This is a genomic window from Dickeya zeae NCPPB 2538, assembly GCF_000406165.1.
Lineage (GTDB): Bacteria > Pseudomonadota > Gammaproteobacteria > Enterobacterales > Enterobacteriaceae > Dickeya > Dickeya zeae.
Genome location: NZ_CM001977.1, coordinates 2,382,624 through 2,404,777 on the forward strand (window position 1 = coordinate 2,382,624; position 22,154 = coordinate 2,404,777).

Consider the following 22,154-nt stretch of genomic DNA (forward strand, 5'->3'; position numbering starts at 1 on the left):
AATGGGGCTTGAGCACCGGGGTGCCGTGGCCGGTCTGGGAGTCGGCGAAGCGCACGAACAGGGTCGGCGCGGGGTTCAGCTCGTTGAACTCCTTGCGCTTGTCGGCGTAGTTCATGCCGACGCAGAGGATTTTGGACGGCGCGACGATGACCGGCAGGAAGGTGACGTCGGCGACGGCGACATCCGGGGTGTCGGTCTGGAAGGCAGCGGCCTCGTGCAGCGCCTGACCGGCCAGCAGGGCTTTCAGGTCGGCGTAGCGGTCACCGAGACGGCTGCCCAAATCGATCAGACCCGCTGGTGTGTGGATCCCGTAACTGTTTTTGCCCTGATGGCGATAACTTGCAAGTTTCATAATCTTTCCCGTTTAAATAAGGCCGCGAACTGTCGCGGCGTTATTTGTTTTTTTTGTCATACAACCGTCACACCAGGAACTTGCCGAGTACCAGCAAGGCCACGGAGACGTTGATTGCACCACCGATACGGGTAGCAATCTGAGCGAACGGCATCAGCACCATACGGTTACCAGCGGTGAGAATCGCCACGTCGCCGGTACCGCCCTGCCCGCTCTGGCAGCAGGAGATGATGGCAACATCAATCGGATGCATACCGATTTTCTTGCCAACGAAGAAGCCGGTGGTCACCAGTGCCACGACAGTGGACACAATCACCAGCAGGTTGGTTATTGTGAAAGCATGGACCAGCTCTTCCCAAGGGGTGATTGCCACGCCAACAGCAAACAGAATCGGATAGGTCACCGAAGTCTGGAAGAATTTGTAAACGACCTGAGAACCCTCCAGCAAACGCGGAGACGCGCCGTTAACCAGTTTCACGATTACAGCGGCAAACAGCATGCCCACTGGAGCCGGTAAACCAATCAGTTTGTAGCCCAGCATCCCGATCATATACAGCAGGATAGCCAGCAGTGCGCCTGCAGCCAGATTGGTTGGATCCATCTTGCCGCTCAAAGAACTGGTCAGCGAAGCCGGTGCCGTCTCAATGCTATTGGCTTTATTCGGCATCAAGTCACCTTCACCGGTCAGGTGCGGGTAGCGTTTACCCAGTTGGTTCAGCACACCGGCCAGGACGATGGCAGTCAGGCTACCCAGCATAACGATTGGCAGGATACGACCCAGTGCAACGCCCTGCTCCATATGCAGCAAGGTGGCATAACCGATAGAAAGAGGAATCGCCCCTTCACCCACACCGCCAGCCATAATCGGCAGTACCAGGAAGAAGAAGATCTGGAACGGATCCAGGCCCAGCATGATGCCCACGCCCATACCAACCAACATGCCCACAATTTCACCACACAGCATGGGGAAGAAAATGCGCAGGAAGCCCTGAATGAGCGTCTGGCGGTTCATGCTCATGATGCTGCCGACAATGATGCAGCAGATATAGAGGTACAGAATGTTGGTGGATTTGTAGAACTTGGTGGTCGCATCCACAACCACGTGCGGCAACAAACCGTAGTAAACCAGTGCAGACGGAATAAACGTAGCGCAAATCGCCGCGGCTCCCATCTTACCGATAAAAGGTAAGCGCTTACCGAACTCACCACAGGCGAAACCGAAAAACGCCAGCGTGGCAACCATCACCACGATGTCACTGGGCAACTTGCCGTCCAGGCAATCCAACGCAATTAATAGCCCAGCCAGGATAAACAGCGGCACCGGAATAACACCAATTTTGTAGTTATCCAGAATGTGCCACCATTTTTCTTTTAATGAAACCTTCCCAGAGGCCTCATCTTTTACAACGATATAAGAATCATCAGTGGTACTCATAACCTTCTCCCCTTGTTATTTTCCCGTGCATATTAAGAGGTCGACACACGTTATTATGTGATAATCATCAAATTAAAAAATGAGTTTTAATGGCACTTATGGTTTTTATGGTTTTTATTATTTTTTCATTAAAAATCAAATGATTGAATTTTCATATTGCGGGGAGTTTTGACGTGGTTTTTATGGTTTGTATGGTTCAAATGGTCCTTATTTCGAGAAAGAAATAATATGTTGTGAAAAAGTAATTAAAATGTCCACTCTCGGTGACAGGCAATTTACGTCTTATTTAAAACAACTGAAACAAAAATACTATTTTCACAATCTGCGCGAAACGCTTCACAAGACTATTTTTTAGTCCCTTTCTTTTACGCCTTTCATGATAAATTAGCCACCTTCGTTTGCGCGTTTTCTCGGTGATTAGCACATTATGACGGTCAGGCTCTCGTTCCATCTCAAGCTGTTCATCTACCTGATGATCTTTTTTTCTCTGTTGTTGATCACCGCAGGGCTTTACTACTATCGCGCCGTCGATCGGCAGCTCTATGACGAGTTGGGTAGCCGGGCGCAGATTCAGGCACGAGAAATCGCGATTATTCCCTCGCTCATTGAGGCGGTGAAATATAAAGATACCGCCACCATCGACAATCTGGTCGATCAAATCAAAGCACGCAGCGACGCCAGCTTTATCGTCATCGGCGATCGCAACGCAACCCACTTGTATCATTCTGAGGAACCATCGCTGCTTGGCACAGAAATGATAGGTGGCGACAATAAAGAAGTGCTGGAAGGACAGAGCTCTATCACGCTACGGCGCGGTGCGATTGGTATTTCACTGCGTAGCAAAGCACCGATCATGGATGGAGATCAGGTTATCGGCATCGTGTCGGTCGGGTATTTGAAAAAGCGTATCGATAACCTGACATTCAGCAAAGTAGCCCATGTCGGGCTCCCTATCGTTGCGATGCTGGTTGCGTTGTTTTTCTTTTCCTGGTGGTTCTCCCGCAACCTGAAAAAGCAGATGTTTGGGCTGGAGCCGCTGGAAATCCGGCTATTGGTCAGGCAACAAAAAGCCTTGCTGGAGTCTATTTATGAAGGTGTGATCGCCATCGACAAGCAACGCAATATTGCGGTGATCAACCACGCCGCCAAAGATTTGCTGGGCCTGACGATGCCTTCGTATCAATTACGCGGCAAACCGATCGACGACATTATTACCCCCGTGCCATTTTTCTCTAATGAAGATATTTGGATAACCGATACTCATGATGAGATTTGCCGTTTTAATCAGACCACGGTTATCGCCAGCCGAGTGCGCATTATGCTGGAAGATGAACTGCAAGGTTGGGTAATCAGTTTTCGTGACAAAAACGACATCCACACCCTAAGCATGCAGCTCAGTCAGGTCAAACGCTATGCCAACAGCCTGCGTATTCTGCGCCATGAGCAATTGAATTGGACAGCCACGCTGGCCGGGTTGTTGCATTTGCGCCGCTATGATGAAGCCGTACGTTATATTGAAGCCCAGTCCGAAGGGGCGCAGGTGGTGTTGGACTTTATTTCCAGCCGTTTTTGTTCGCCGGCACTTTGCGGGCTGTTGCTGGGTAAATTTGCCAGCGCCCGCGAGAAAGGCATTGAGCTGCGTTTTGACCCACGCTGCCAGCTTAACGGCATACCGGCCTCTCTTAATGAAACAGAGCTGATGTCAATTATTGGGAATTTAATTGATAATGCGGTGGAAGCGACACTGGCCTGCGCCTCGGGTTACTACCCTGTCGAAGTGTATATCTACGACGGTGAGCAGGAATTGGTCATAGAAGTCGCAGATCAAGGAACAGGGATTGACCCCACAATTGCAGATCGGGTATTTGAGATGGGTGTCACCAGCAAAAAAGAAGGCGATCACGGTCTGGGTCTGCACCTGGTTGCCAGTTATGTCAGTCAGGCACAGGGTGTGATCGAAGTTTCTGACAATTCGCCTCACGGCGCTATTTTTTCTATCTTCATTCCAAAAACTACCAATAACAGGGAAAACGAGTACCATGCCGATTGCGAGCACCAGGCCAACTGAACGAACGATTGAAAATTTCGACGTGCTGATCGTTGAAGACGAGAGAAAGCTGGCAAATATCCACGCGGAATTTATCGAAAAGAATTTCGCGCTGCGAGTGATAGGTACGGCGTCAACCCTGAACGAAGCCCGGCGTATGTTGCAGCAATACAAACCCCGGCTGATGTTGCTGGATAATTATCTGCCAGACGGCGAAGGCGTTCAGCTGATTGAAAGCGAACTGATGCGTAGCATCAATTGTTCGGTAATTTTTATTACTGCTGCCAGCGACATGAACACCTGCGCACAGGCCATTCGCTGCGGTGCTTTTGATTACATCATCAAACCGGTGTCCTACCCGCGTCTACGCTCGTCGCTTGAGCGGTTCATCCAGTTTGTCAAAACCCAGCATACTTACAAAGTCGTCGATCAGCAGAATGTGGACGTTCTCTACCAGTTGCAGGCATCGACCGTACCTAATGGGCCTGGCAGCAAAGGCATTGAAGAAAATACCCTCAATCTGGTTAAACAAATCTTTCAGGATCAACCGGAAACCTTGTTCTCTGTCGATGAGGTGGTGGAAAAAACCGGACTCAGCAAAACGACAGCCCGACGTTATCTGGAATATGGGCTGGAAAATCAGTTTCTGGATGTAGAAATGCGTTATGGCAAGATTGGGCACCCACGCCGCCTTTACCGTAAAAAACACCTCGATTGAATCCTGTGGTTTACTTCTGCCTGCACCCGCATTTCGCGGGTATGGCACCACAGCCATCGCCAGTTGACGGAAATCGCCTTAAAAATGAGGCTCCCGTAGCCGATGCCGACAGGCGTTAAGCCCCTACACCACGTGCTGGCGTACCCCGTACGCTAGTTACCTCCTTTAAGACTATGTCGTCTCATTGAGTCAACTGCCTAACTTTTTTTGGCAATTCACCAGATAAATGGCCTGATGTCACAAAAACGTTCGCACGGTACAAGTACAACTAAACCTCCGTATTATAACCGCCGATAACACACTACCCGGTACTGTAAATCGCATACTCAGATAGACCACCAACCTTCACCGCACCAAATCAATAACAACACTCAGGCAATTTCTTTTAAGGAGCATGGCAATGGGGTTCAGCAGCGCAATAAAAAACACAAAAATCTCTCACAAACTCTACCTGGGATTCGGCGTAGTGTTATTGCTGGTAGTGATTGCCTCCACGCTCAGCGCCATGCGTTTTCGTGACATTCGAGATATCTACGAAAAAACCAATCTGATTTACAACATCAATATTGAGGTTTTTCAGGCCAAAATTAACCGCCTCAAATACTTCTATACACCGGATGACAGCACGCAGACTGTGTTAACCGGTTTCGTTAAACACGCTGCCGAACTGACCCAAAGCGCCCATACGCTGTCATGGCGCAACGATGAACTGGGTTATATCAATGATCTGGATAAGATCATGGTAGATTTCCAAAAGGCAGTCGCCGATATGTCGGCTTCCACACAGCAAGTTGTCGCACTAAGAAAACAAATCAGTGCGATGAATACACAAAACGCGGTTAAAAGTTTCCGTGACGGCCTGCAAAACCAGCAACTGGATAACACGTTATACCAGCGTGTCGAGGAACTGGCATACGCCACCGAATCACTGAAAAACCTCTCTTACGAATTGCAACTTGCTGGTACAGATGATGCGGCTAAAGCCTTTGTCAGCCGCTATGCAGAAGTACAAAAAACGTATCAAGACCTGCAGCCAACACTAACCGGCGACACGCAGAAACTGGCAGAATCACTCTGGAATTACACGTCACAATACGCCACGCTGAATCAAGATTACGCCCGCGTCTGGGGTGATTTGAAAAAAGCGGAAAATGCGGTGAAAACCGGCGGGGATAAGAGCAGCGCGGTGATCAAATCTCTGATTACTGTCGTGAAAAACCAGAATGACGCGTTGGCGTACGGTTCAGCCAGCGCGACGTTATTGATTGGCGTGATAGCCGTCATCATCGGGATTCTGATTGCCGTTTATATCATTCGCCAGATTACCCGCCCGGTCATGCACAACCTGACACTGGCAGAACGTATCGCCAGTGGTGACCTGACAGCCACCATCGAGGTGGACCGTCACGACGAACTGGGTAAATTAACCGCTGCGATGGCGGCCATGAATGACCGTCTGCGCCACATGATTTCCGATGTGCGCGACAGTGTGGCGCATGTGACCCATTCAGCCGCTGATATCGCCGCTGGCAACAGTGATCTTGCCTCCCGAACGGAGCAGCAATCTGCTGCGGTGGTGCAAACCGCCGCCAGCATGGAAGAGTTGACCTCAACGGTGAAGAACAATACGGAAAACGCCCGCCATGCCAGCCAGATTGCATCAGATGCCTCCCAAAATGCGCATAAAGGCGGTGAAGTGGTGCAAAACGTAGTGAAAACGATGGACGATATCGCTGCCAGTTCACGGAAAATTGCCGATATTACCGCCGTCATCAATAGCATTGCGTTCCAGACCAATATCCTGGCATTAAACGCGGCGGTGGAAGCCGCCCGTGCTGGTGAACAAGGCCGTGGCTTTGCCGTTGTAGCAGGCGAAGTGCGTAGCCTGTCGCAACGCAGCTCTCAGGCAGCGAAAGATATCGCCGCCCTGATTGCCGAGTCTGTAGAGCGCACAAACGCGGGCAGTACACTGGTCGCCGAAGCAGGACACACCATGGATAGCATCGTTAAATCGGTATCTCGTGTTAACGATATTATGGGTGAAATCTCTTCCGCCTCGGAAGAGCAAAGCCGGGGTATTGAACAAATCTCCCGCGCCATTACTGAGCTGGATAGCACGACGCAGCAAAACGCCGCGCTGGTTTCGCAATCGTCTTCCGCAGCCAATGCGCTGGAAGAACAAGCCGTGTTGCTGGAAAAACTGATGGCCACCTTCCGGTTGTCCAACGCGGCAGTACCGTCATCACGCCCTGCCGCGGCGTTGAATAATCCACGTCGTCCGTTGCAGGCGCTGCCTGCTACTGCCAAAACCTCAGCAAAACCTGCCGTTAAAAGCCATCAGGATGATTGGACGTCTTTCTAAGCAACTCACGCTCGGATAGCAATTACGCTGATGAACACAACAGGCCCGCCTCTGGCGGGCCGCTTTCTTTATGGTGCCACGGTATACATCCAGCAACGGCTAACCATTTTCGAAGCAAACGACAATCTGACTTACATTAAAACACCATCGTCATCGGGTCTGGATATTGATATTCGAACCCCAGTTCACTACAAATCCGTTGTCCGTCGACTAATCTCGCTTTCAGCGGATCGCCTGATAAAAACTCTGGCGGCTCCAGCCCCATGCGACGCGCCTGTTCCGGGTAGAAGTCCTGCTTCGCGGGGTGTCCCGGCGCGCACAGGTTATAGAGGTGTCCACCATGCGGGCGCTGCAACAGCAGCATGATTGCCCCAATGACATCCTCCAGATGGACCAGATTGACCCCATGACTGCCATCAGGCAGATCATGCCGACCGGCAAGGAAGCGCCCAGGATGGCGATGATTCCCCACCAATCCAGCCAATCGTAAAATATCCACTTCGGTATGAGGCAACGCATGCAGCCATTGCTCCAGTTCCTGTAGCACCTTACCGGTTCCGGTTTCCGGCTGTAATGGACTGTTTTCTCTCACCCTGCCGCTAACCGTACCGTAAACAGAAATAGAGCTGGTATACACAATGCGTGGTACGCCATGCGCCAGGGCGCTATCGACCACCTGCTGCACCGCCTGCAAATAAGCGCCGCCCGCACGCTCAACACGGCCCGGTGGCAAGGTGATGATGAGTGCATCTACGTTCAAGAGTGCGTCCAGTTCGTCCGGCTCACACACCAGATCGGGCGTCAGGCACAGGCGATAACACTCCACACCGGACAGACGCGCTGCTGTTACACCATCATCGGTGCTTTTGCTCCCGACCACCCGATATCCCCGTCTCTGTAGCGCCAGCGCCAACGGCATACCCAGCCAGCCAAGCCCGATTATCGCTATCTTTTTCATCGTCGTTCTCCTGACTTCCCGGCGTTGTTCTTCGGATGAATACTCTGCGTTTTTCATTATGTACCCTTATTGCCCATCTGGCGGCAATGTGATTTATACGCTGCAGGTAAAAAAATGTTGCGCTATCACATCAACATGGTTTAGGTTAACCAACAGACAACACCACTCTACGTTTACAAAAATAGAGACGAATTTATGTTACGCGTTAATTTCAACCACCATCATCACCATCACCCTGACTAGTCTTTCAGGCGATAGGTGCTGGAAGACACTCAGATCTTCCAGTGGCGGTAAACGCGTAAAAAGCCCCCGGAAGATCGATTCCGGGGGCTTTTTTTTGGCCGGAATTTTTTAAAAAAGCCTGCTTAACAGGCATCACAGACAGGATAAATTGAGGTTCACATGCTGGATAAAACACGTTTGCGTATTGCGATGCAGAAATCAGGCCGCCTGAGCGATGATTCCCGAGAATTACTGGCCCGCTGCGGTATCAAAATCAACCTGCATCAGCAACGTCTGATCGCCTTTGCCGAAAACATGCCTATCGATATTTTGCGTGTACGCGACGACGACATCCCTGGGCTGGTAATGGATGGCGTAGTTGACCTGGGGATTATCGGCGAAAACGTGCTGGAAGAAGAGTTGCTCAATCGCCGTGCTCAAGGGGAAGACCCGCGCTATTTCACCCTGCGCCGTCTGGACTTTGGTGGTTGCCGCCTGTCACTGGCGATGCCGCTTGATGAGGAATACACCGGTCCGCAATGTCTGCAAAACAAACGTATCGCCACCTCTTATCCTCACTTGCTCAAGCAATACCTGGATAAACAAGGTGTTAACTTCAAATCCTGTCTGCTGAATGGTTCGGTAGAGGTCGCGCCGCGTGCGGGTCTGGCTGATGCTATTTGTGACCTGGTTTCAACGGGTGCGACGCTGGAAGCCAATGGTCTGCGTGAAGTCGAAGTCATTTATCGCTCCAAAGCCTGTCTGATTCAGCGTGACGGCGAGATGCCCGCAGAGAAACAGCAGTTGATCGACAAACTGTTAACTCGCATGCAAGGCGTTATTCAGGCGCGTGAATCCAAATACATCATGTTGCACGCACCCAGCGAACGTCTGGATGAAGTGATCGCACTGCTGCCGGGTGCTGAACGTCCCACCATCCTGCCACTGGCTGGTGACCAGAACCGCGTCGCCATGCACATGGTTAGCAGCGAAACACTGTTCTGGGAAACCATGGAAAAACTGAAAGTGCTGGGCGCCAGCTCTATTCTGGTATTGCCGATTGAGAAAATGATGGAGTAATGCCATGAGCAACCGCTTCGATACCTTGATTGACTGGCAAGCCTGTACGCAAGAAGAGCAGCGCCGGTTACTGACTCGCCCGGCAATCTCCGCCTCCGATCGTATCAGCACGATTGTGGGTGAGATTCTGGCTGCCGTGCGTAACGATGGTGACACCGCACTGCGCGACTACAGCGCCCGTTTCGACAAAGTACAGGTCGATAGCCTGCGCGTATCCGCCGAGGCGATTGATGCCGCCGTTGCTCGACTGGGCGACGACATCAAACAAGCGATGGCTAACGCCGTGCGCAACATTGAAACCTTTCACAACGCACAAAAGCTACCGCCAATCAGCGTAGAAACCCAGCCCGGCGTACGTTGCCAACAGGTCACCCGTCCCATCGCCAGCGTCGGGTTGTATATTCCGGGTGGTTCTGCCCCGCTGCTCTCCACGGTACTGATGCTGGCAACACCGGCTCGCATCGCCGGGTGCCAGCGTGTAATTCTGTGCTCTCCGCCACCGATTGCCGATGAGATTTTGTATGCGGCAAAACTGTGCGGCGTGCAGGAAGTGTTCCAACTGGGTGGCGCACAAGCGATCGCAGCGATGGCGTTCGGCACCGATAGCGTACCGAAGGTCGATAAAATTTTTGGCCCAGGCAACGCTTATGTTACCGAAGCCAAGCGCCAGGTAAGCCAGTCGCTCGACGGTGCAGCCATTGATATGCCAGCAGGTCCGTCCGAAGTGTTGGTGATTGCCGATAGCGGTGCCACGCCAGATTTCGTTGCCTCCGACCTGCTATCACAAGCCGAGCATGGCCCCGATTCGCAAGTGATTCTATTAACGCCCGATGCCGCGATGGCACAAGCGGTAATCAATGCAGTAGAGCGTCAGTTGGCAACGCTGTCTCGCGCAGACATCGCCCGTCAGGCGCTGGCCAGCAGCCGGGTGATCATCGCGCGCGATCTCGATCAGTGTATTGACATCAGCAATCAGTATGGCCCGGAGCACCTGATTATTCAGACGCGTAACGCCGAAACGCTGGTCGATCGCATCACCAGCGCTGGGTCGGTATTTTTAGGTGACTGGTCACCGGAATCTGCCGGTGATTATGCCTCTGGTACCAATCATGTGTTGCCGACCTACGGCTACACCGCCACCTATTCCAGCCTGGGGCTGGCGGATTTCCAGAAGCGTATGACAGTACAACAGTTGTCGCCGCAAGGGTTGCTGGGACTGGCCTCAACCATTGAAATCATGGCGCAGGCCGAACAACTGACTGCCCACAAGAACGCCGTTACCCTGCGCGTCAACGCCCTTAAGGAGCAAGCATGAGTATTGAGAATCTGGCCCGTGACAATGTCCGCCGCCTGACCCCATATCAGTCCGCTCGCCGCCTGGGGGGAAAAGGTGACGTGTGGCTCAATGCCAATGAGTACCCACAAGCGCCGCAGTACCAACTGACATTGCAAACACTCAACCGTTACCCGGAATGCCAACCGGCACAAGTCATTGAACGTTATGCGGCGTACGCCGGTGTTGCACCGGAGCAAGTGTTGGTCAGCCGCGGTGCTGATGAAGGTATCGAGCTGTTAATCCGTGCGTTCTGCGAACCGGGTAAAGACGCGGTATTGTTCTGTCCGCCAACTTACGGCATGTACGCTGTCAGCGCAGAAACGCTGGGGGTGGAACGTCGTATCGTGCCTGCAACCACCGACTGGCAACTGGATTTAGCCGCTATCGCGGATGCGCTGGACAACGTCAAGGTGATTTACGTCTGTTCGCCTAACAATCCGACCGGCAATCTGATCAATCCGGACGATTTACGTCAGTTGCTGGAACTGGCGCGCGGCCGCGCTATCGTCGCTATCGACGAAGCCTATATCGAGTTTTGTCCAGAGGCGACAACGGCTGGCTGGCTGGCACAATACCCGCACCAGGTAGTGTTGCGCACACTGTCCAAGGCTTTCGCGCTGGCTGGTTTACGCTGCGGCTTTACTCTCGCCAGTGCCGAGGTTATCCAACTACTGCTGAAAGTGATCGCCCCCTACCCGCTGGCGTTACCGGTAGCGGATATCGCCGCACAGGCGCTGAGTGAAGACGGTATCGCCACCATGCGACGCAACGTAGCCGAACTCAGTGAAAATCGCCGCTGGCTAAGCGACTCGTTGAAAACGCTGCCGATCGTGGAAACGGTGTACGCCAGTGAAAGTAACTATCTGCTGGTGCGCTTCACCGATTCACCCGCCGTCTTCAAATCCTTATGGGATCAAGGCATTATTTTACGTGACCAGAACAAACAGCCGGGTCTGGTGGGTTGTCTGCGTATTTCTATCGGCACCCGCTACGAATGCGAGCGCGTCATCAACGCGTTGCAGGCACTGTCGGGCAAAACAGCATAATTTGAGGAATCACCGTGGGATTAAAGTATCTTTTCATCGACCGTGACGGCACGCTGATTGCCGAGCCGCCCGAAGATTACCAGGTTGATCGGCTGGATAAGCTGGCTTTAGAACCGGATGTTATTCCGTCACTGCTCACCCTGCAAAAAGCCGGTTTCAAACTGGTGATGATCACCAATCAGGATGGTTTGGGTACCAGTAGCTTCCCGCAGGAAGATTTCGATCCACCGCACAACCTGATGATGCAAATTTTCACGTCGCAGGGTATTCGCTTCGAACGGGTATTGATTTGCCCACACTTCCCTGGCGATAACTGTGACTGTCGGAAACCCAAAACCGCGCTGGTTGATGCGTTTTTGAAAGACAACGTGATGGATAGCGCCAACAGCTTTGTGATTGGCGACCGTGAAACCGATGTTCAACTGGCACACAACATGGGCATTACCGGCCTGCGCTATCAGCGCGATGGTCTCAACTGGCAGGCGATCACTACCCAGTTAACCCAGCGCGATCGTCACGCCCACGTAAACCGCGTTACCCGTGAGACCGCTATTGACGTCAACGTGTGGCTGGATCGCGAAGGCGGCAGCAAGATCCACACCGGTGTCGGCTTTTTCGACCACATGCTGGACCAGATTGCTACCCACGGCGGTTTTCGTCTCAATATCGACGTAAAAGGCGACCTGTACATTGACGATCATCATACCGTGGAAGATACCGGGCTTGCACTAGGCGAAGCACTGAACAAGGCGCTGGGTGATAAACGAGGCATTGCCCGTTTCGGGTTTGTGTTGCCGATGGATGAATGCCTGGCGCGCTGTGCACTCGATATCTCTGGCCGTCCACATCTGGAATACAAAGCAGAGTTTAACTACCAACGCGTTGGGGATCTCAGTACCGAGATGGTCGAGCACTTCTTCCGCTCGCTCTCTTACGCGATGGGCTGCACCTTGCACCTGAAAACCAAAGGTCGTAACGATCACCACCGCGTCGAAAGCCTGTTCAAAGTCTTCGGCCGTGCACTGCGTCAGGCTATCCGGGTGGAAGGCGATACCTTGCCCAGCTCCAAAGGAGTGCTGTGATGAATGTGGTGATCCTGGATACCGGCTGCGCCAACCTGTCATCCGTGATGTATGCGGTTAAGCGCCTGGGCTATGAGCCACAGGTCAGCCGTGAGCCGGAAGTGGTATTACGCGCCGATAAGCTGTTTCTGCCGGGGGTAGGTACCGCGCAAGCGGCAATGGACCAACTGGCTGAACGCCAATTGATTGCCCTGATTAAAGCCTGTACCCAACCCGTATTAGGCATCTGCCTTGGCATGCAGTTACTGGGTAGCCGCAGTGACGAAACCGGCGGCATCGATACGCTAGGCATTATCGATACCCCTGTGGTGCAGATGGCGGATCGTGGTCTACCTTTGCCGCATATGGGATGGAATCAGGTGACATCGCAGGCTGGTCACCGCCTGTTCCGCGATATTCCAGATGGCTCGTACTTTTATTTTGTACACAGTTACGCCATGCCGGTTTGCGCCAATACTATCGCCCAATCGCATTATGGCGATGCCTTCACCGCAGCAGTACAGAAGGATAACTTCTACGGCGTTCAGTTCCACCCGGAACGCTCTGGTGCAGCAGGTGCCCAGCTACTGAAGAATTTTCTGGAGATGTAAACGGACATGATTATTCCCGCATTAGACCTGATTGATGGACAGGTGGTCCGTTTGCATCAGGGCGATTATGGTCAGCAGCGTCAATACGGCAGCGACCCGCTACCCCGCCTGCAAGACTACCAACAGCAAGGAGCGCAGGTATTGCATCTGGTAGATTTGACCGGGGCCAAAGACCCGGCAGCACGCCAGATCCCACTGCTGAAAACACTGCTGGCCGGGGTTTCTGTACCGGTACAAGTCGGTGGCGGCATTCGTACCGAACACGATGTGGAAGCACTGTTAGCAGCGGGAGCCACGCGTGTGGTTATCGGCTCAACAGCGGTAAAACAGCCTGAACTAGTGCAGCAATGGTTCGCCCGCTACGGTGCTGACGCACTGGTACTGGCGCTGGATGTGCGCATTGACATCAATGGTGTGAAAAACATCGCCATCAGCGGCTGGCAGGAAAACTCCGGCATCACGCTGGAGCAAACAGTGGAACGCTATCTGCCCTTCGGTCTGAAACACGTGCTCTGTACCGATATCTCCCGCGATGGCACATTGCAGGGCTCTAACGTCGAGCTGTATCGTGAAATCAGTGCTCGCTATCCACAGGTCGCTTTTCAGGCGTCTGGCGGTATCGGTTCACTGTCAGATATTGCTGCGTTGCGTGATAGTGGCGTGCGTGGTGTTATCGTCGGCCGCGCCTTACTGGAAGGTAAATTCAACGTGACGGAGGCGATTTCATGCTGGCAAAACGGATAATCCCCTGTCTGGACGTGCGTGACGGACAGGTCGTAAAAGGCGTACAGTTTCGCAATCATGAAATTATTGGTGATATTGTGCCCCTGGCTCAACGCTACGCCCAAGAAGGCGCAGATGAACTGGTGTTTTATGATATCACCGCGTCATCAGACGGCCGGGTGGTGGATAAAAGCTGGGTTTCTCGCGTAGCAGAAGTAATCGACATTCCGTTTTGCGTCGCGGGTGGTATCAAAAGTGTCGAAGATGCCGGGCAAATTCTGTCTTTTGGTGCGGATAAAATCTCTATCAACTCACCCGCATTGGCTGACCCAGCGCTAATTTCACGTCTGGCTGATCGTTATGGCGTACAATGCATCGTTGTCGGCATTGATACCTGGCATGATGCCGATACTGGCCGTTATCATGTCAATCAATACACTGGTGATGAAAAACGCACCCGCGTCACGCAATGGGAAACCCTTGACTGGGTGCAGGAAGTGCAAAAACGTGGCGCCGGTGAAATCGTACTGAATATGATGAATCAGGATGGCGTGCGCAACGGTTATGACCTGACGCAGCTTCGGCAGGTGCGCGATGTCTGCCAGGTACCGTTAATCGCCTCCGGCGGCGCTGGCACTATGCAGCATTTCCTTGATGCATTTCAGGATGCCGGGGTGGATGGTGCATTGGCAGCATCGGTATTCCATAAACAAATTATCAATATTGGCGAACTCAAACAGTTCCTTAAGCAACAAGGCGTGGAGATCCGGGTGTGTTAACCGAACAACAACAAAGCCAGCTCGACTGGCAAAAAACCGATGGCATGATGCCTGCCATCGTACAGCATGCGGTTTCCGGCGAAGTACTGATGCTGGGTTACATGACCCAGGATGCGTTGCAGGTTACGCAAGAGACCGGTCACGTCACCTTCTACTCCCGCACCAAGCAGCGTTTGTGGACCAAAGGGGAATCCTCCGGCCACTTTCTCAACGTGGTTTCGATCACGCCGGACTGCGACAACGACACGCTGTTAGTTCTGGTCAATCCGGTCGGCCCGACGTGCCATCTCGGCAACACCAGTTGCTTCCACCCGGCTGAAACTCAGTGGCAATTCTTGTACCAGTTGGAGCAGCTCTTGGCAGAGCGTAAGCATGCCGACCCGACCAGCTCCTATACTGCCAGACTGTACGCTAGCGGCACTAAGCGCATCGCCCAGAAAGTTGGCGAGGAAGGTCTGGAAACCGCACTGGCCGCGACAGTACACGACCGCGAAGAACTGACCAACGAAGCCTCTGATCTGATCTATCACCTGCTGGTGCTGTTACAGGATCAGGAACTGGATTTAGGAACCATTATCCAGCGCTTGAAAGAGCGCCATACCAAATAATCTTCCCAGCCCGTTTTAGCGTGATTAAAACGGGCTTCTCCTCTTTCCTCTGGCATTGCCGCTTCTGACAGTATCTACCCGCATTTCAGCCAAGTACCATCAAGCTCACTTTATTTACCCTGCCCTTAATGTGCACTTCACACACCACAAGGCGGTGACAACAAGCCCTGTGGTGTGAGGATTCTGTTTATATCACTGACTCATAAGGGCAAACGATGAAATTTACCAATAGCCGCGTTAGACCGTTAAGTATTCTGGCGACAACAGTAGTGCTTTTCTCTCAGCCGTCACAGGCCACCTCATCTGAGGTGGAAAACGTACTTAAACGCAATGGATTAGACAACACGCAAATTATGACGCTTTACCGTAATGGTGAGTTAAGCGTAAAAGAAGATACACAGCTTCACACACTGACACTGGTCAATAAGGCGGTAGTCGAGACGCCACAGAGTACAACCCGTAATGCCAAATACTGGTACCACGCCATGCCACTGGCGGAATATCGCACCTTTGAAGCTAACGGATTAACCACGTTACCTTGCACACAGCAATATACAGATTGCAAGCTGACGCTGGAGTACTCTTATACCCAGAAATCGTTATCCAAAGAAAAAGCCGGTATTCTGATTCAATTCAGTACACCGAAAGAAGGATGGCTTTATGAAGACTTTGTCACACGCCATCATTGCCCTGTCAAACAAGAAGGTGGTGGCAGCTTTATTTTAGGTGAAAAAGGTAAGGCAGCCGTAGCCAGCGGTGAATGCGACAAGGAATACCGTGGTATGGGGCTGGGTAATGTATTCAATAATTACCTGAAGCAAAAGAGCGTAACCCCGATTATTGCTTATGTATTACTGACGAAATAAGGCATATCAAACGCACTCTCTGAGGGAAAGTCACGTCCCATAGTGGTCAGTGAGAGCCTTAGTGTTCCTCTTCACGCTACAGGCGCAAATAACAGCAACAGGCTGTTTCATTAGACAAAAAAATAGCACCCAATTAATTGGGTGCTATCTATCAAACAGGCGTTACGACTGACTACTCAGCCATAAATGTTAGCGCGATCGCGCAATTCCTTACCCGGTTTGAAATGAGGAACATATTTGCCTTCCAGTTCCACTTTCTCACCCGTTTTCGGATTACGCCCCACACGCGGTGCACGGTAGTGGAGTGAAAAACTGCCAAACCCACGGATTTCGATGCGCTCACCGCTGGCCAGTGTTGTGGCCATCTGTTCCAGCATCTCCTTCACGGCATCCTCAACCACCTTGGCCGGGATATGAGAGTGCTGTCCAGCAAGTCTTTCGATAAGTTCAGACTTGGTCATGATTCCTCCAAGCATGTGGTCAGTAAATGCCACGTTAACTTACTACCGTTTGAGGTCAGGCAGCAAGTCTGCTGCCCAACCCACCGTCATTACTCGCCTTTTGCAGCTTTGAACGCTTCAGCCATGGCGTTAGAGAAGTTACCTTCTTCCTGTTTGTTGTTAACAGAAGCGATGGCATCTTTCTCGTCAGCTTCATCCTTAGCACGGATGGACAGGCTAACAACGCGGTTTTTACGATCAACGCCAGTGTATTTGGCTTCGATCTCATCACCCACGTTCAGAACCAGGGTAGCGTCTTCGATACGGTCACGAGAGGCTTCAGAAGCACGCAGGTAACCTTCAACGCCGTCAGCTAATTCAACTGTAGCACCTTTGGCATCAACTGCAGTGACTTTACCTGTAACAATCGCACCTTTCTTGTTAACAGACAGGTAGTTGTTGAACGGGTCTTCAGCCAGTTGTTTCACGCCCAGGGAGATACGCTCACGCTCTGCATCAACCTGCAGAACAACAGCGGCGATTTCGTCACCTTTCTTGTATTCGCGAACGGCTTCTTCGCCAGCCACGTTCCAGGAAATGTCAGACAGGTGCACCAGACCATCGATGCCGCCATCCAGACCAATGAAGATACCGAAATCAGTGATGGACTTGATCTTGCCTTCTACACGGTCACCCTTGTTGTGGGTTTCAGCGAACTGCTGCCACGGGTTGGCTTTGCACTGTTTCAGGCCCAGAGAGATACGACGACGTTCTTCGTCGATATCCAGAACCATAACTTCCACCACGTCGCCCACGTTAACCACTTTGGACGGATGGATGTTCTTGTTGGTCCAATCCATTTCGGATACGTGTACCAGACCTTCAACGCCTTCTTCGATTTCTACGAAGCAGCCGTAATCAGTCAGGTTGGTTACACGACCGGTCAGCTTGGTGCCTTCCGGATAACGTTTAGCGATAGCGACCCACGGATCTTCGCCCAGCTGTTTCAGGCCCAGAGAAACACGGGTACGTTCGCGGTCGAACTTCAGCACTTTAACAGTGATTTCGTCGCCAACATTGACGATTTCGCTCGGGTGCTTAACGCGTTTCCACGCCATATCGGTGATGTGCAGCAGGCCGTCAACGCCGCCCAGGTCAACGAATGCGCCGTAGTCAGTGAGGTTCTTAACGATACCTTTGACTTCCATGCCTTCCTGCAGGTTTTCCAGCAGCTGATCACGCTCAGCACTGTTTTCGGATTCGATAACAGCACGACGGGAAACGACGACGTTATTGCGTTTCTGGTCCAGCTTGATCACTTTGAACTCAAGCTCTTTGCCTTCCAGATGCAGGGTGTCACGTACCGGACGAACATCAACCAGAGAACCTGGCAGGAACGCACGAATACCGTTCAGCTCGACGGTGAAACCACCTTTTACTTTACCGTTGATAACACCGGTAACAGTGGCAGATTCTTCGTAAGCTTTTTCCAGCATCAGCCATGCTTCGTGACGTTTAGCTTTTTCACGGGACAGCAGGGTTTCACCGAAGCCGTCTTCTACCGCATCCAGAGCTACGTCAACTTCATCACCAACCTGGATTTCAATTTCACCCTGGGCGTTTTTAAACTGTTCTACCGGAATGGCAGATTCAGATTTCAGGCCGGCATCAACCAGGACTACGTCCTTGTCAATAGCAACGACAACGCCACGAACAATGGAACCCGGGCGGGTTTCGATTTCTTTCAGGGATTCTTCAAAGAGTTGAGCAAAAGATTCAGTCATGTTGATAATCTTTGGGTTTTCAAATTTAACGTCCACCTGACATCCTGCCCGATGGGGTTGTTTCACATCCCCGAGGCATCCTTGCGGCGGGGTAAGAATATAATCAGGCCAATTGAGGCAATATCTGACGAACATACGTCAGAGCCTGCTTGACCACTTCGTCCAGCGTCATGTGCGTGGAATCGAGCACCAATGCATCCGGTGCTGGCACCAAGGGTGCAACCGAACGGTTACGATCGCGATCGTCACGCTCTTTAATCTCGGACAAAAGACGTTCAAAGTTAACATTAAAGCCTTTCGCCTGCAACTGGAGCATGCGACGTTTCGCGCGTTCCTCTGCACTGGCATCCAGAAATATCTTCACCGGCGCATCAGGAAAAACCACTGTTCCCATGTCGCGGCCATCGGCAATCAGCCCTGGCGCATCGCGAAACGCACGCTGGCGGCGCAATAACGCTTCACGTACCCGTGGGAACACCGCCGCCTGCGACGCAGTATTGCCAACCTCCTGAGTGCGAATCTCATTGCTGACATCTTCGCCTTCAAGAATCACTTTAAGTTGCCCCTCTTCCGGCACAAATTGCACATCCAGGTGCGATGCTATCGGCACTAACGCCTCTTCAGACGTGATATCGACCTGGTGGTGTAACGCCGCTAACGCCAGCACGCGATAAATCGCGCCGGAATCCAGCAGATTCCATTGCAGTGCATTAGCCAGCGCTTTACACAAGGTCCCCTTGCCAGCGCCACCGGGCCCGTCGACCGTAATTACCGGTGCAGTCACCGCCATTTCTCACTCCTTTAAAACTGGGAAATCGCCTGTCATTGCAGACAATATTCATGCAGATAATACATGTCGCCATTATACCTTGCTGTGGCAGCAAGCGTGAGATTAAAGGCTTATTACTGCAGAAAATCGGGCAAATATTGTGATACCCAGAGTATAACGCTAAATAATAACGCACAGAGTTCTATCGGCAGATCGGTCCAGCCACTCTGTGCGTCAATGCATTAGCCGTGTTGGCTCAAACGTTCCAGTTGCTGGAAATAATCCGGGAACGTTTTGGCAGTACATTTAGGGTCAAGGATAGTGACAGGCGTATCTGATAACGCCACCAGAGAGAAACACATAGCCATACGGTGGTCATTGTAGGTTCCGATTTCTGCGGCCTTTAGCTGCTTCGGCGGCGTAATACGAATGTAGTCATGCCCCTCTTCCACTTCGGCACCGACTTTACGCAATTCTGTCGCCATCGCCGCCAGACGATCGGTTTCTTTTACGCGCCAGTTGTAAATATTACGCAGCGTCGTTGTTCCCCCTTCAGCGAACAACGCAGCGGTAGCAATGGTCATCGCCGCATCCGGAATCTGGTTCATGTCCATATCAATCGCATGCAACTCACCACGCTGGCATTCAATATAATCATCACCCCAACGAACCTGCGCGCCCATTTTCTCCAGCACATCGGCAAAACGGATGTCCCCCTGCACGCTGTTGCGACCAACACCAGTCACACGCACCGTTCCGCCCCGAATAGCGGCAGCGGCCAGGAAATAGGAAGCCGACGAGGCATCGCCTTCCACCAGATAATGCCCTGGTGACTGATAATGCTGATTACCGGCAACCACAAACGTCTGGTAATTATTATTGGTAACCGCAATACCAAAGGTTTGCATCATATGCAGGGTAATGTCGATATAAGGCTTGGAAACCAGATCACCCTTGATAGTGATCTGCGTATCCTGTGCTGCCAGCGGTGCCGTCATCAGCAGAGCGGTCAGAAACTGGCTTGATACAGAGCCGTCTACGCTAATTTCGCCACCCTGAAAGCCCCCCTGCAAACGCAATGGCGGGTAGTTTTCCTGCTCCAGATAATCGATACGAGCGCCACCCTGACGTAACGCATCCACCAGATGGCCGATCGGCCGCTCTTTCATGCGCGGCTCACCAGTCAGTACGATATCGCCCTCTGTCAGGCATAGCGCTGCCGCCAGTGGACGCATCGCCGTTCCTGCATTTCCCAAAAACAACTCCAGTGGTGCAGACGCAGTGAACGCACCGCCCAGCCCCACAATGTCACACTCCGTGCGACTGGCAGACAAATGATATTCAACGCCCAGAGCACTCAGGGCGTTGAGCATATGGCGCACATCATCACTATCCAGCAGATTAGTCAGCCGCGTTGTCCCTTTCGCCAACGCCGCTAACAGCAAAGCGCGGTTAGACACACTTTTAGAACCCGGCAAATTAATGGTGCCGTCAATTAATGAGATCGGTTGTAGGGTCAGGGATTCCTGCATGTGAAACATGTTCTCCAAAAGTTTACATAAAAACCCCGGCCAGATAACCGGGGTTTTAAATAAAAAACAGCACGCTATCGCGCTCTATTTATTACGTTTTATCACGTTATCAGCCGTGACGGCGCTCGAAGTCTGCCATGAACTCAGTCAGTGCTTCTACACCACTCAGCGGCATAGCATTGTAGATAGATGCACGCATCCCGCCCACAACACGATGGCCTTTCAGCGCATGCAACCCGGCAGCCTGAGCTTCCTGCAGGAATACCGGATCCAACGCGGCATCGGCCAACTGGAATGGCACGTTCATACGCGAACGGCAGCCCGGGACAACATCATTACGATAAAAATCGCTGCCATCAATGGTGGAATACAGCAGATCGGCCTTGGCCTGATTGCGTTTCTCCATCTCCAACAGGCCACCCTGCTCTTTCAGCCACTTGAACACCATACCAGACAGATACCAGGCAAATGTCGGCGGCGTGTTAAACATGGAGTCGTTATCAGCCAGAATTTTGTAATCCAGAATCGACGGCAATTCACGGCGAGCCTTGCCGAGCAGGTCATCCCGCACAATCACCAGCGTCAGGCCAGCTGGCCCCACGTTTTTCTGTGCACCGGCATAAATGACGCCGTAACGACTCACATCCAGCGGACGCGACAAAATACTGGAAGAGTAGTCCGCCACCACAATTTTATCGCCGAAATCCGGCTCTTCTTCGATGGCCAGACCGTCGATAGTTTCATTCGGGCAGTAGTGCACGTAAGCAGCGTCATCCGACAGCGCCCATTCGCTCATCGGTTTAACACCGCGCAAACCATCAACGCGGGTTTTCACGTCAATAACGGTGGGTGAGATATATTTCTCAGCTTCTTTAACCGCGCTGTGCGCCCAGTACCCGCCATCAATATAATCCGCGTGGGTTTTCTCCCCCAACAGATTGAGCGGAACCGCCGCAAACTGGGCACGGGCACCACCATGACAGAACAATACCTTGTAATTCGAGGGGATTTTCAGCAAATCACGCAAATCCTGTTCAGATTCGCTGGCCACCTGCATGAATTCTTTGCTGCGGTGGCTGATCTCCATTACCGAGGTACCCAAACCGTGCCAGTTGCACAGTTCTTGTTCTGCTCGACGTAATACTTCTACCGGTAACATGGCCGGACCAGCACTAAAATTAAAAACCTGAGTCATTTCCCTTCACCACATATCAATAGCGACCTGTCTACGTCGCATCAGTTTACCTTGCTATCGGTTTTATCATTCGTCTTTCTTGCCTGCAACGCTTATTGCCCTGATGTCTGAAAACTTGCGTACTCCCCCGCCAGTTACGGTTTATGTTACGTCAACGTTGCATCGTCATCGGGAAGCGCCGCGCAATACACAACATGCGGGATAGAGTCAGTACACAAAACCACGTATGA

General features: G+C 52.0%; 20 protein-coding genes, 1 pseudogene and 1 other annotated feature. Of the genes and pseudogenes, 13 read left to right on the plus strand and 8 right to left on the minus strand.

Going from position 1 to position 22,154, the window contains the following annotated elements; all coding sequences use genetic code 11:
• Positions 1–352: pseudogene (locus DZE2538_RS10400) on the minus strand (fumarylacetoacetate hydrolase family protein); the annotation flags it as partial.
• Positions 353–419: 67 nt separating this feature from the next.
• On the minus strand, positions 420–1,787 hold the full coding sequence (locus DZE2538_RS10405) for a 2-hydroxycarboxylate transporter family protein (protein WP_019846587.1): 1,368 nt from the start codon (positions 1,785–1,787) through the stop codon (positions 420–422).
• A gap of 427 nt (positions 1,788–2,214) precedes the next feature.
• On the opposite strand from DZE2538_RS10405, the gene DZE2538_RS10410 reads away from it, so the two are divergent.
• The 3 genes from DZE2538_RS10410 (at position 2,215) to DZE2538_RS10420 (ending at position 6,914) form a co-directional block, all read left to right on the plus strand.
• A complete protein-coding gene (locus DZE2538_RS10410) occupies positions 2,215–3,855 on the plus strand; it encodes an ATP-binding protein (protein WP_023639827.1) in 1,641 nt (546 codons plus the stop codon).
• The gene (locus tag DZE2538_RS10415; protein WP_019846585.1) at positions 3,827–4,552 is read left to right on the plus strand and encodes a response regulator; all 726 of its coding nucleotides are present in this window, start codon (positions 3,827–3,829) and stop codon (positions 4,550–4,552) included. Before DZE2538_RS10410 ends, DZE2538_RS10415 begins: the two co-directional genes overlap by 29 nt.
• A gap of 400 nt (positions 4,553–4,952) precedes the next feature.
• Positions 4,953–6,914, plus strand: a complete 1,962-nt coding sequence (locus DZE2538_RS10420; protein WP_038916285.1) for a methyl-accepting chemotaxis protein — start codon at positions 4,953–4,955, stop codon at positions 6,912–6,914.
• A 136-nt stretch (positions 6,915–7,050) separates the two neighbouring features.
• Here DZE2538_RS10420 and DZE2538_RS10425 read toward each other — a convergent pair whose 3' ends face one another.
• Entirely contained in the window at positions 7,051–7,872 is an 822-nt protein-coding gene (locus DZE2538_RS10425) for an SDR family oxidoreductase (RefSeq protein WP_038916286.1), read from the minus strand.
• 195 nt (positions 7,873–8,067) lie between these two features.
• Here DZE2538_RS10425 and hisL point away from each other — a divergent pair, with 195 nt between their 5' ends.
• From hisL to DZE2538_RS10470, 10 genes are all read left to right on the plus strand, one after another.
• Positions 8,068–8,115, plus strand: a complete 48-nt coding sequence (gene hisL / locus DZE2538_RS20870) for a his operon leader peptide (protein WP_107768459.1) — start codon at positions 8,068–8,070, stop codon at positions 8,113–8,115.
• Positions 8,091–8,211: a sequence feature (His leader region), on the plus strand. It overlaps the preceding gene by 25 nt.
• Positions 8,212–8,274: 63 nt before the next feature.
• On the plus strand, positions 8,275–9,174 hold the full coding sequence (gene hisG, locus DZE2538_RS10430; protein WP_012884936.1) for an ATP phosphoribosyltransferase: 900 nt from the start codon (positions 8,275–8,277) through the stop codon (positions 9,172–9,174).
• Positions 9,175–9,178: 4 nt separating this feature from the next.
• Positions 9,179–10,489 carry a histidinol dehydrogenase gene (hisD, locus tag DZE2538_RS10435; protein WP_019846582.1) on the plus strand — a complete coding sequence of 437 codons (1,311 nt, stop codon included), beginning with the start codon at positions 9,179–9,181 and terminating at the stop codon, positions 10,487–10,489.
• Complete coding sequence (hisC, locus tag DZE2538_RS10440) at positions 10,486–11,556, plus strand: histidinol-phosphate transaminase (protein ID WP_038916287.1); 1,071 nt, start codon at positions 10,486–10,488, stop codon at positions 11,554–11,556. The genes hisD and hisC overlap by 4 nt, the downstream gene beginning before the upstream one ends.
• 14 nt (positions 11,557–11,570) lie before the next feature.
• The gene (gene hisB / locus DZE2538_RS10445; protein ID WP_019846580.1) at positions 11,571–12,638 is read left to right on the plus strand and encodes a bifunctional histidinol-phosphatase/imidazoleglycerol-phosphate dehydratase HisB; all 1,068 of its coding nucleotides are present in this window, start codon (positions 11,571–11,573) and stop codon (positions 12,636–12,638) included.
• On the plus strand, positions 12,638–13,228 hold the full coding sequence (gene hisH, locus DZE2538_RS10450; protein WP_038916288.1) for an imidazole glycerol phosphate synthase subunit HisH: 591 nt from the start codon (positions 12,638–12,640) through the stop codon (positions 13,226–13,228). The genes hisB and hisH overlap by 1 nt, the downstream gene beginning before the upstream one ends.
• 6 nt (positions 13,229–13,234) lie before the next feature.
• Positions 13,235–13,972 carry a 1-(5-phosphoribosyl)-5-[(5-phosphoribosylamino)methylideneamino]imidazole-4-carboxamide isomerase gene (gene hisA / locus DZE2538_RS10455; protein WP_038914061.1) on the plus strand — a complete coding sequence of 246 codons (738 nt, stop codon included), beginning with the start codon at positions 13,235–13,237 and terminating at the stop codon, positions 13,970–13,972.
• Entirely contained in the window at positions 13,954–14,730 is a 777-nt protein-coding gene (gene hisF, locus DZE2538_RS10460) for an imidazole glycerol phosphate synthase subunit HisF (RefSeq protein ID WP_019846577.1), read from the plus strand. The genes hisA and hisF overlap by 19 nt, the downstream gene beginning before the upstream one ends.
• On the plus strand, positions 14,724–15,338 hold the full coding sequence (hisIE, locus tag DZE2538_RS10465; RefSeq protein ID WP_016943837.1) for a bifunctional phosphoribosyl-AMP cyclohydrolase/phosphoribosyl-ATP diphosphatase HisIE: 615 nt from the start codon (positions 14,724–14,726) through the stop codon (positions 15,336–15,338). The genes hisF and hisIE overlap by 7 nt, the downstream gene beginning before the upstream one ends.
• Positions 15,339–15,553: 215 nt before the next feature.
• Positions 15,554–16,204: a hypothetical protein gene (locus DZE2538_RS10470; protein ID WP_038916289.1), complete on the plus strand. Its 651-nt coding sequence runs from the start codon at positions 15,554–15,556 to the stop codon at positions 16,202–16,204.
• Positions 16,205–16,380: 176 nt separating this feature from the next.
• Here DZE2538_RS10470 and ihfB read toward each other — a convergent pair whose 3' ends face one another.
• The 5 genes from ihfB to serC all read right to left on the minus strand — a co-directional run bounded on the left by ihfB (position 16,381) and on the right by serC (position 21,924).
• A complete protein-coding gene (ihfB, locus tag DZE2538_RS10475) occupies positions 16,381–16,665 on the minus strand; it encodes an integration host factor subunit beta (protein WP_019846575.1) in 285 nt (94 codons plus the stop codon).
• Between the two features lie 89 nt (positions 16,666–16,754).
• On the minus strand, positions 16,755–18,428 hold the full coding sequence (gene rpsA / locus DZE2538_RS10480; RefSeq protein ID WP_023639834.1) for a 30S ribosomal protein S1: 1,674 nt from the start codon (positions 18,426–18,428) through the stop codon (positions 16,755–16,757).
• 103 nt (positions 18,429–18,531) lie between these two features.
• Positions 18,532–19,218: a (d)CMP kinase gene (gene cmk, locus DZE2538_RS10485; RefSeq protein ID WP_019846573.1), complete on the minus strand. Its 687-nt coding sequence runs from the start codon at positions 19,216–19,218 to the stop codon at positions 18,532–18,534.
• A 221-nt stretch (positions 19,219–19,439) separates the two neighbouring features.
• Positions 19,440–20,729, minus strand: coding sequence for a 3-phosphoshikimate 1-carboxyvinyltransferase (gene aroA, locus DZE2538_RS10490; protein WP_038916290.1), 1,290 nt, complete (start codon positions 20,727–20,729; stop codon positions 19,440–19,442).
• A gap of 109 nt (positions 20,730–20,838) precedes the next feature.
• Positions 20,839–21,924, minus strand: coding sequence for a 3-phosphoserine/phosphohydroxythreonine transaminase (gene serC, locus DZE2538_RS10495; protein ID WP_038916291.1), 1,086 nt, complete (start codon positions 21,922–21,924; stop codon positions 20,839–20,841).
• Between the last annotated feature and the right edge of the window lie 230 nt (positions 21,925–22,154).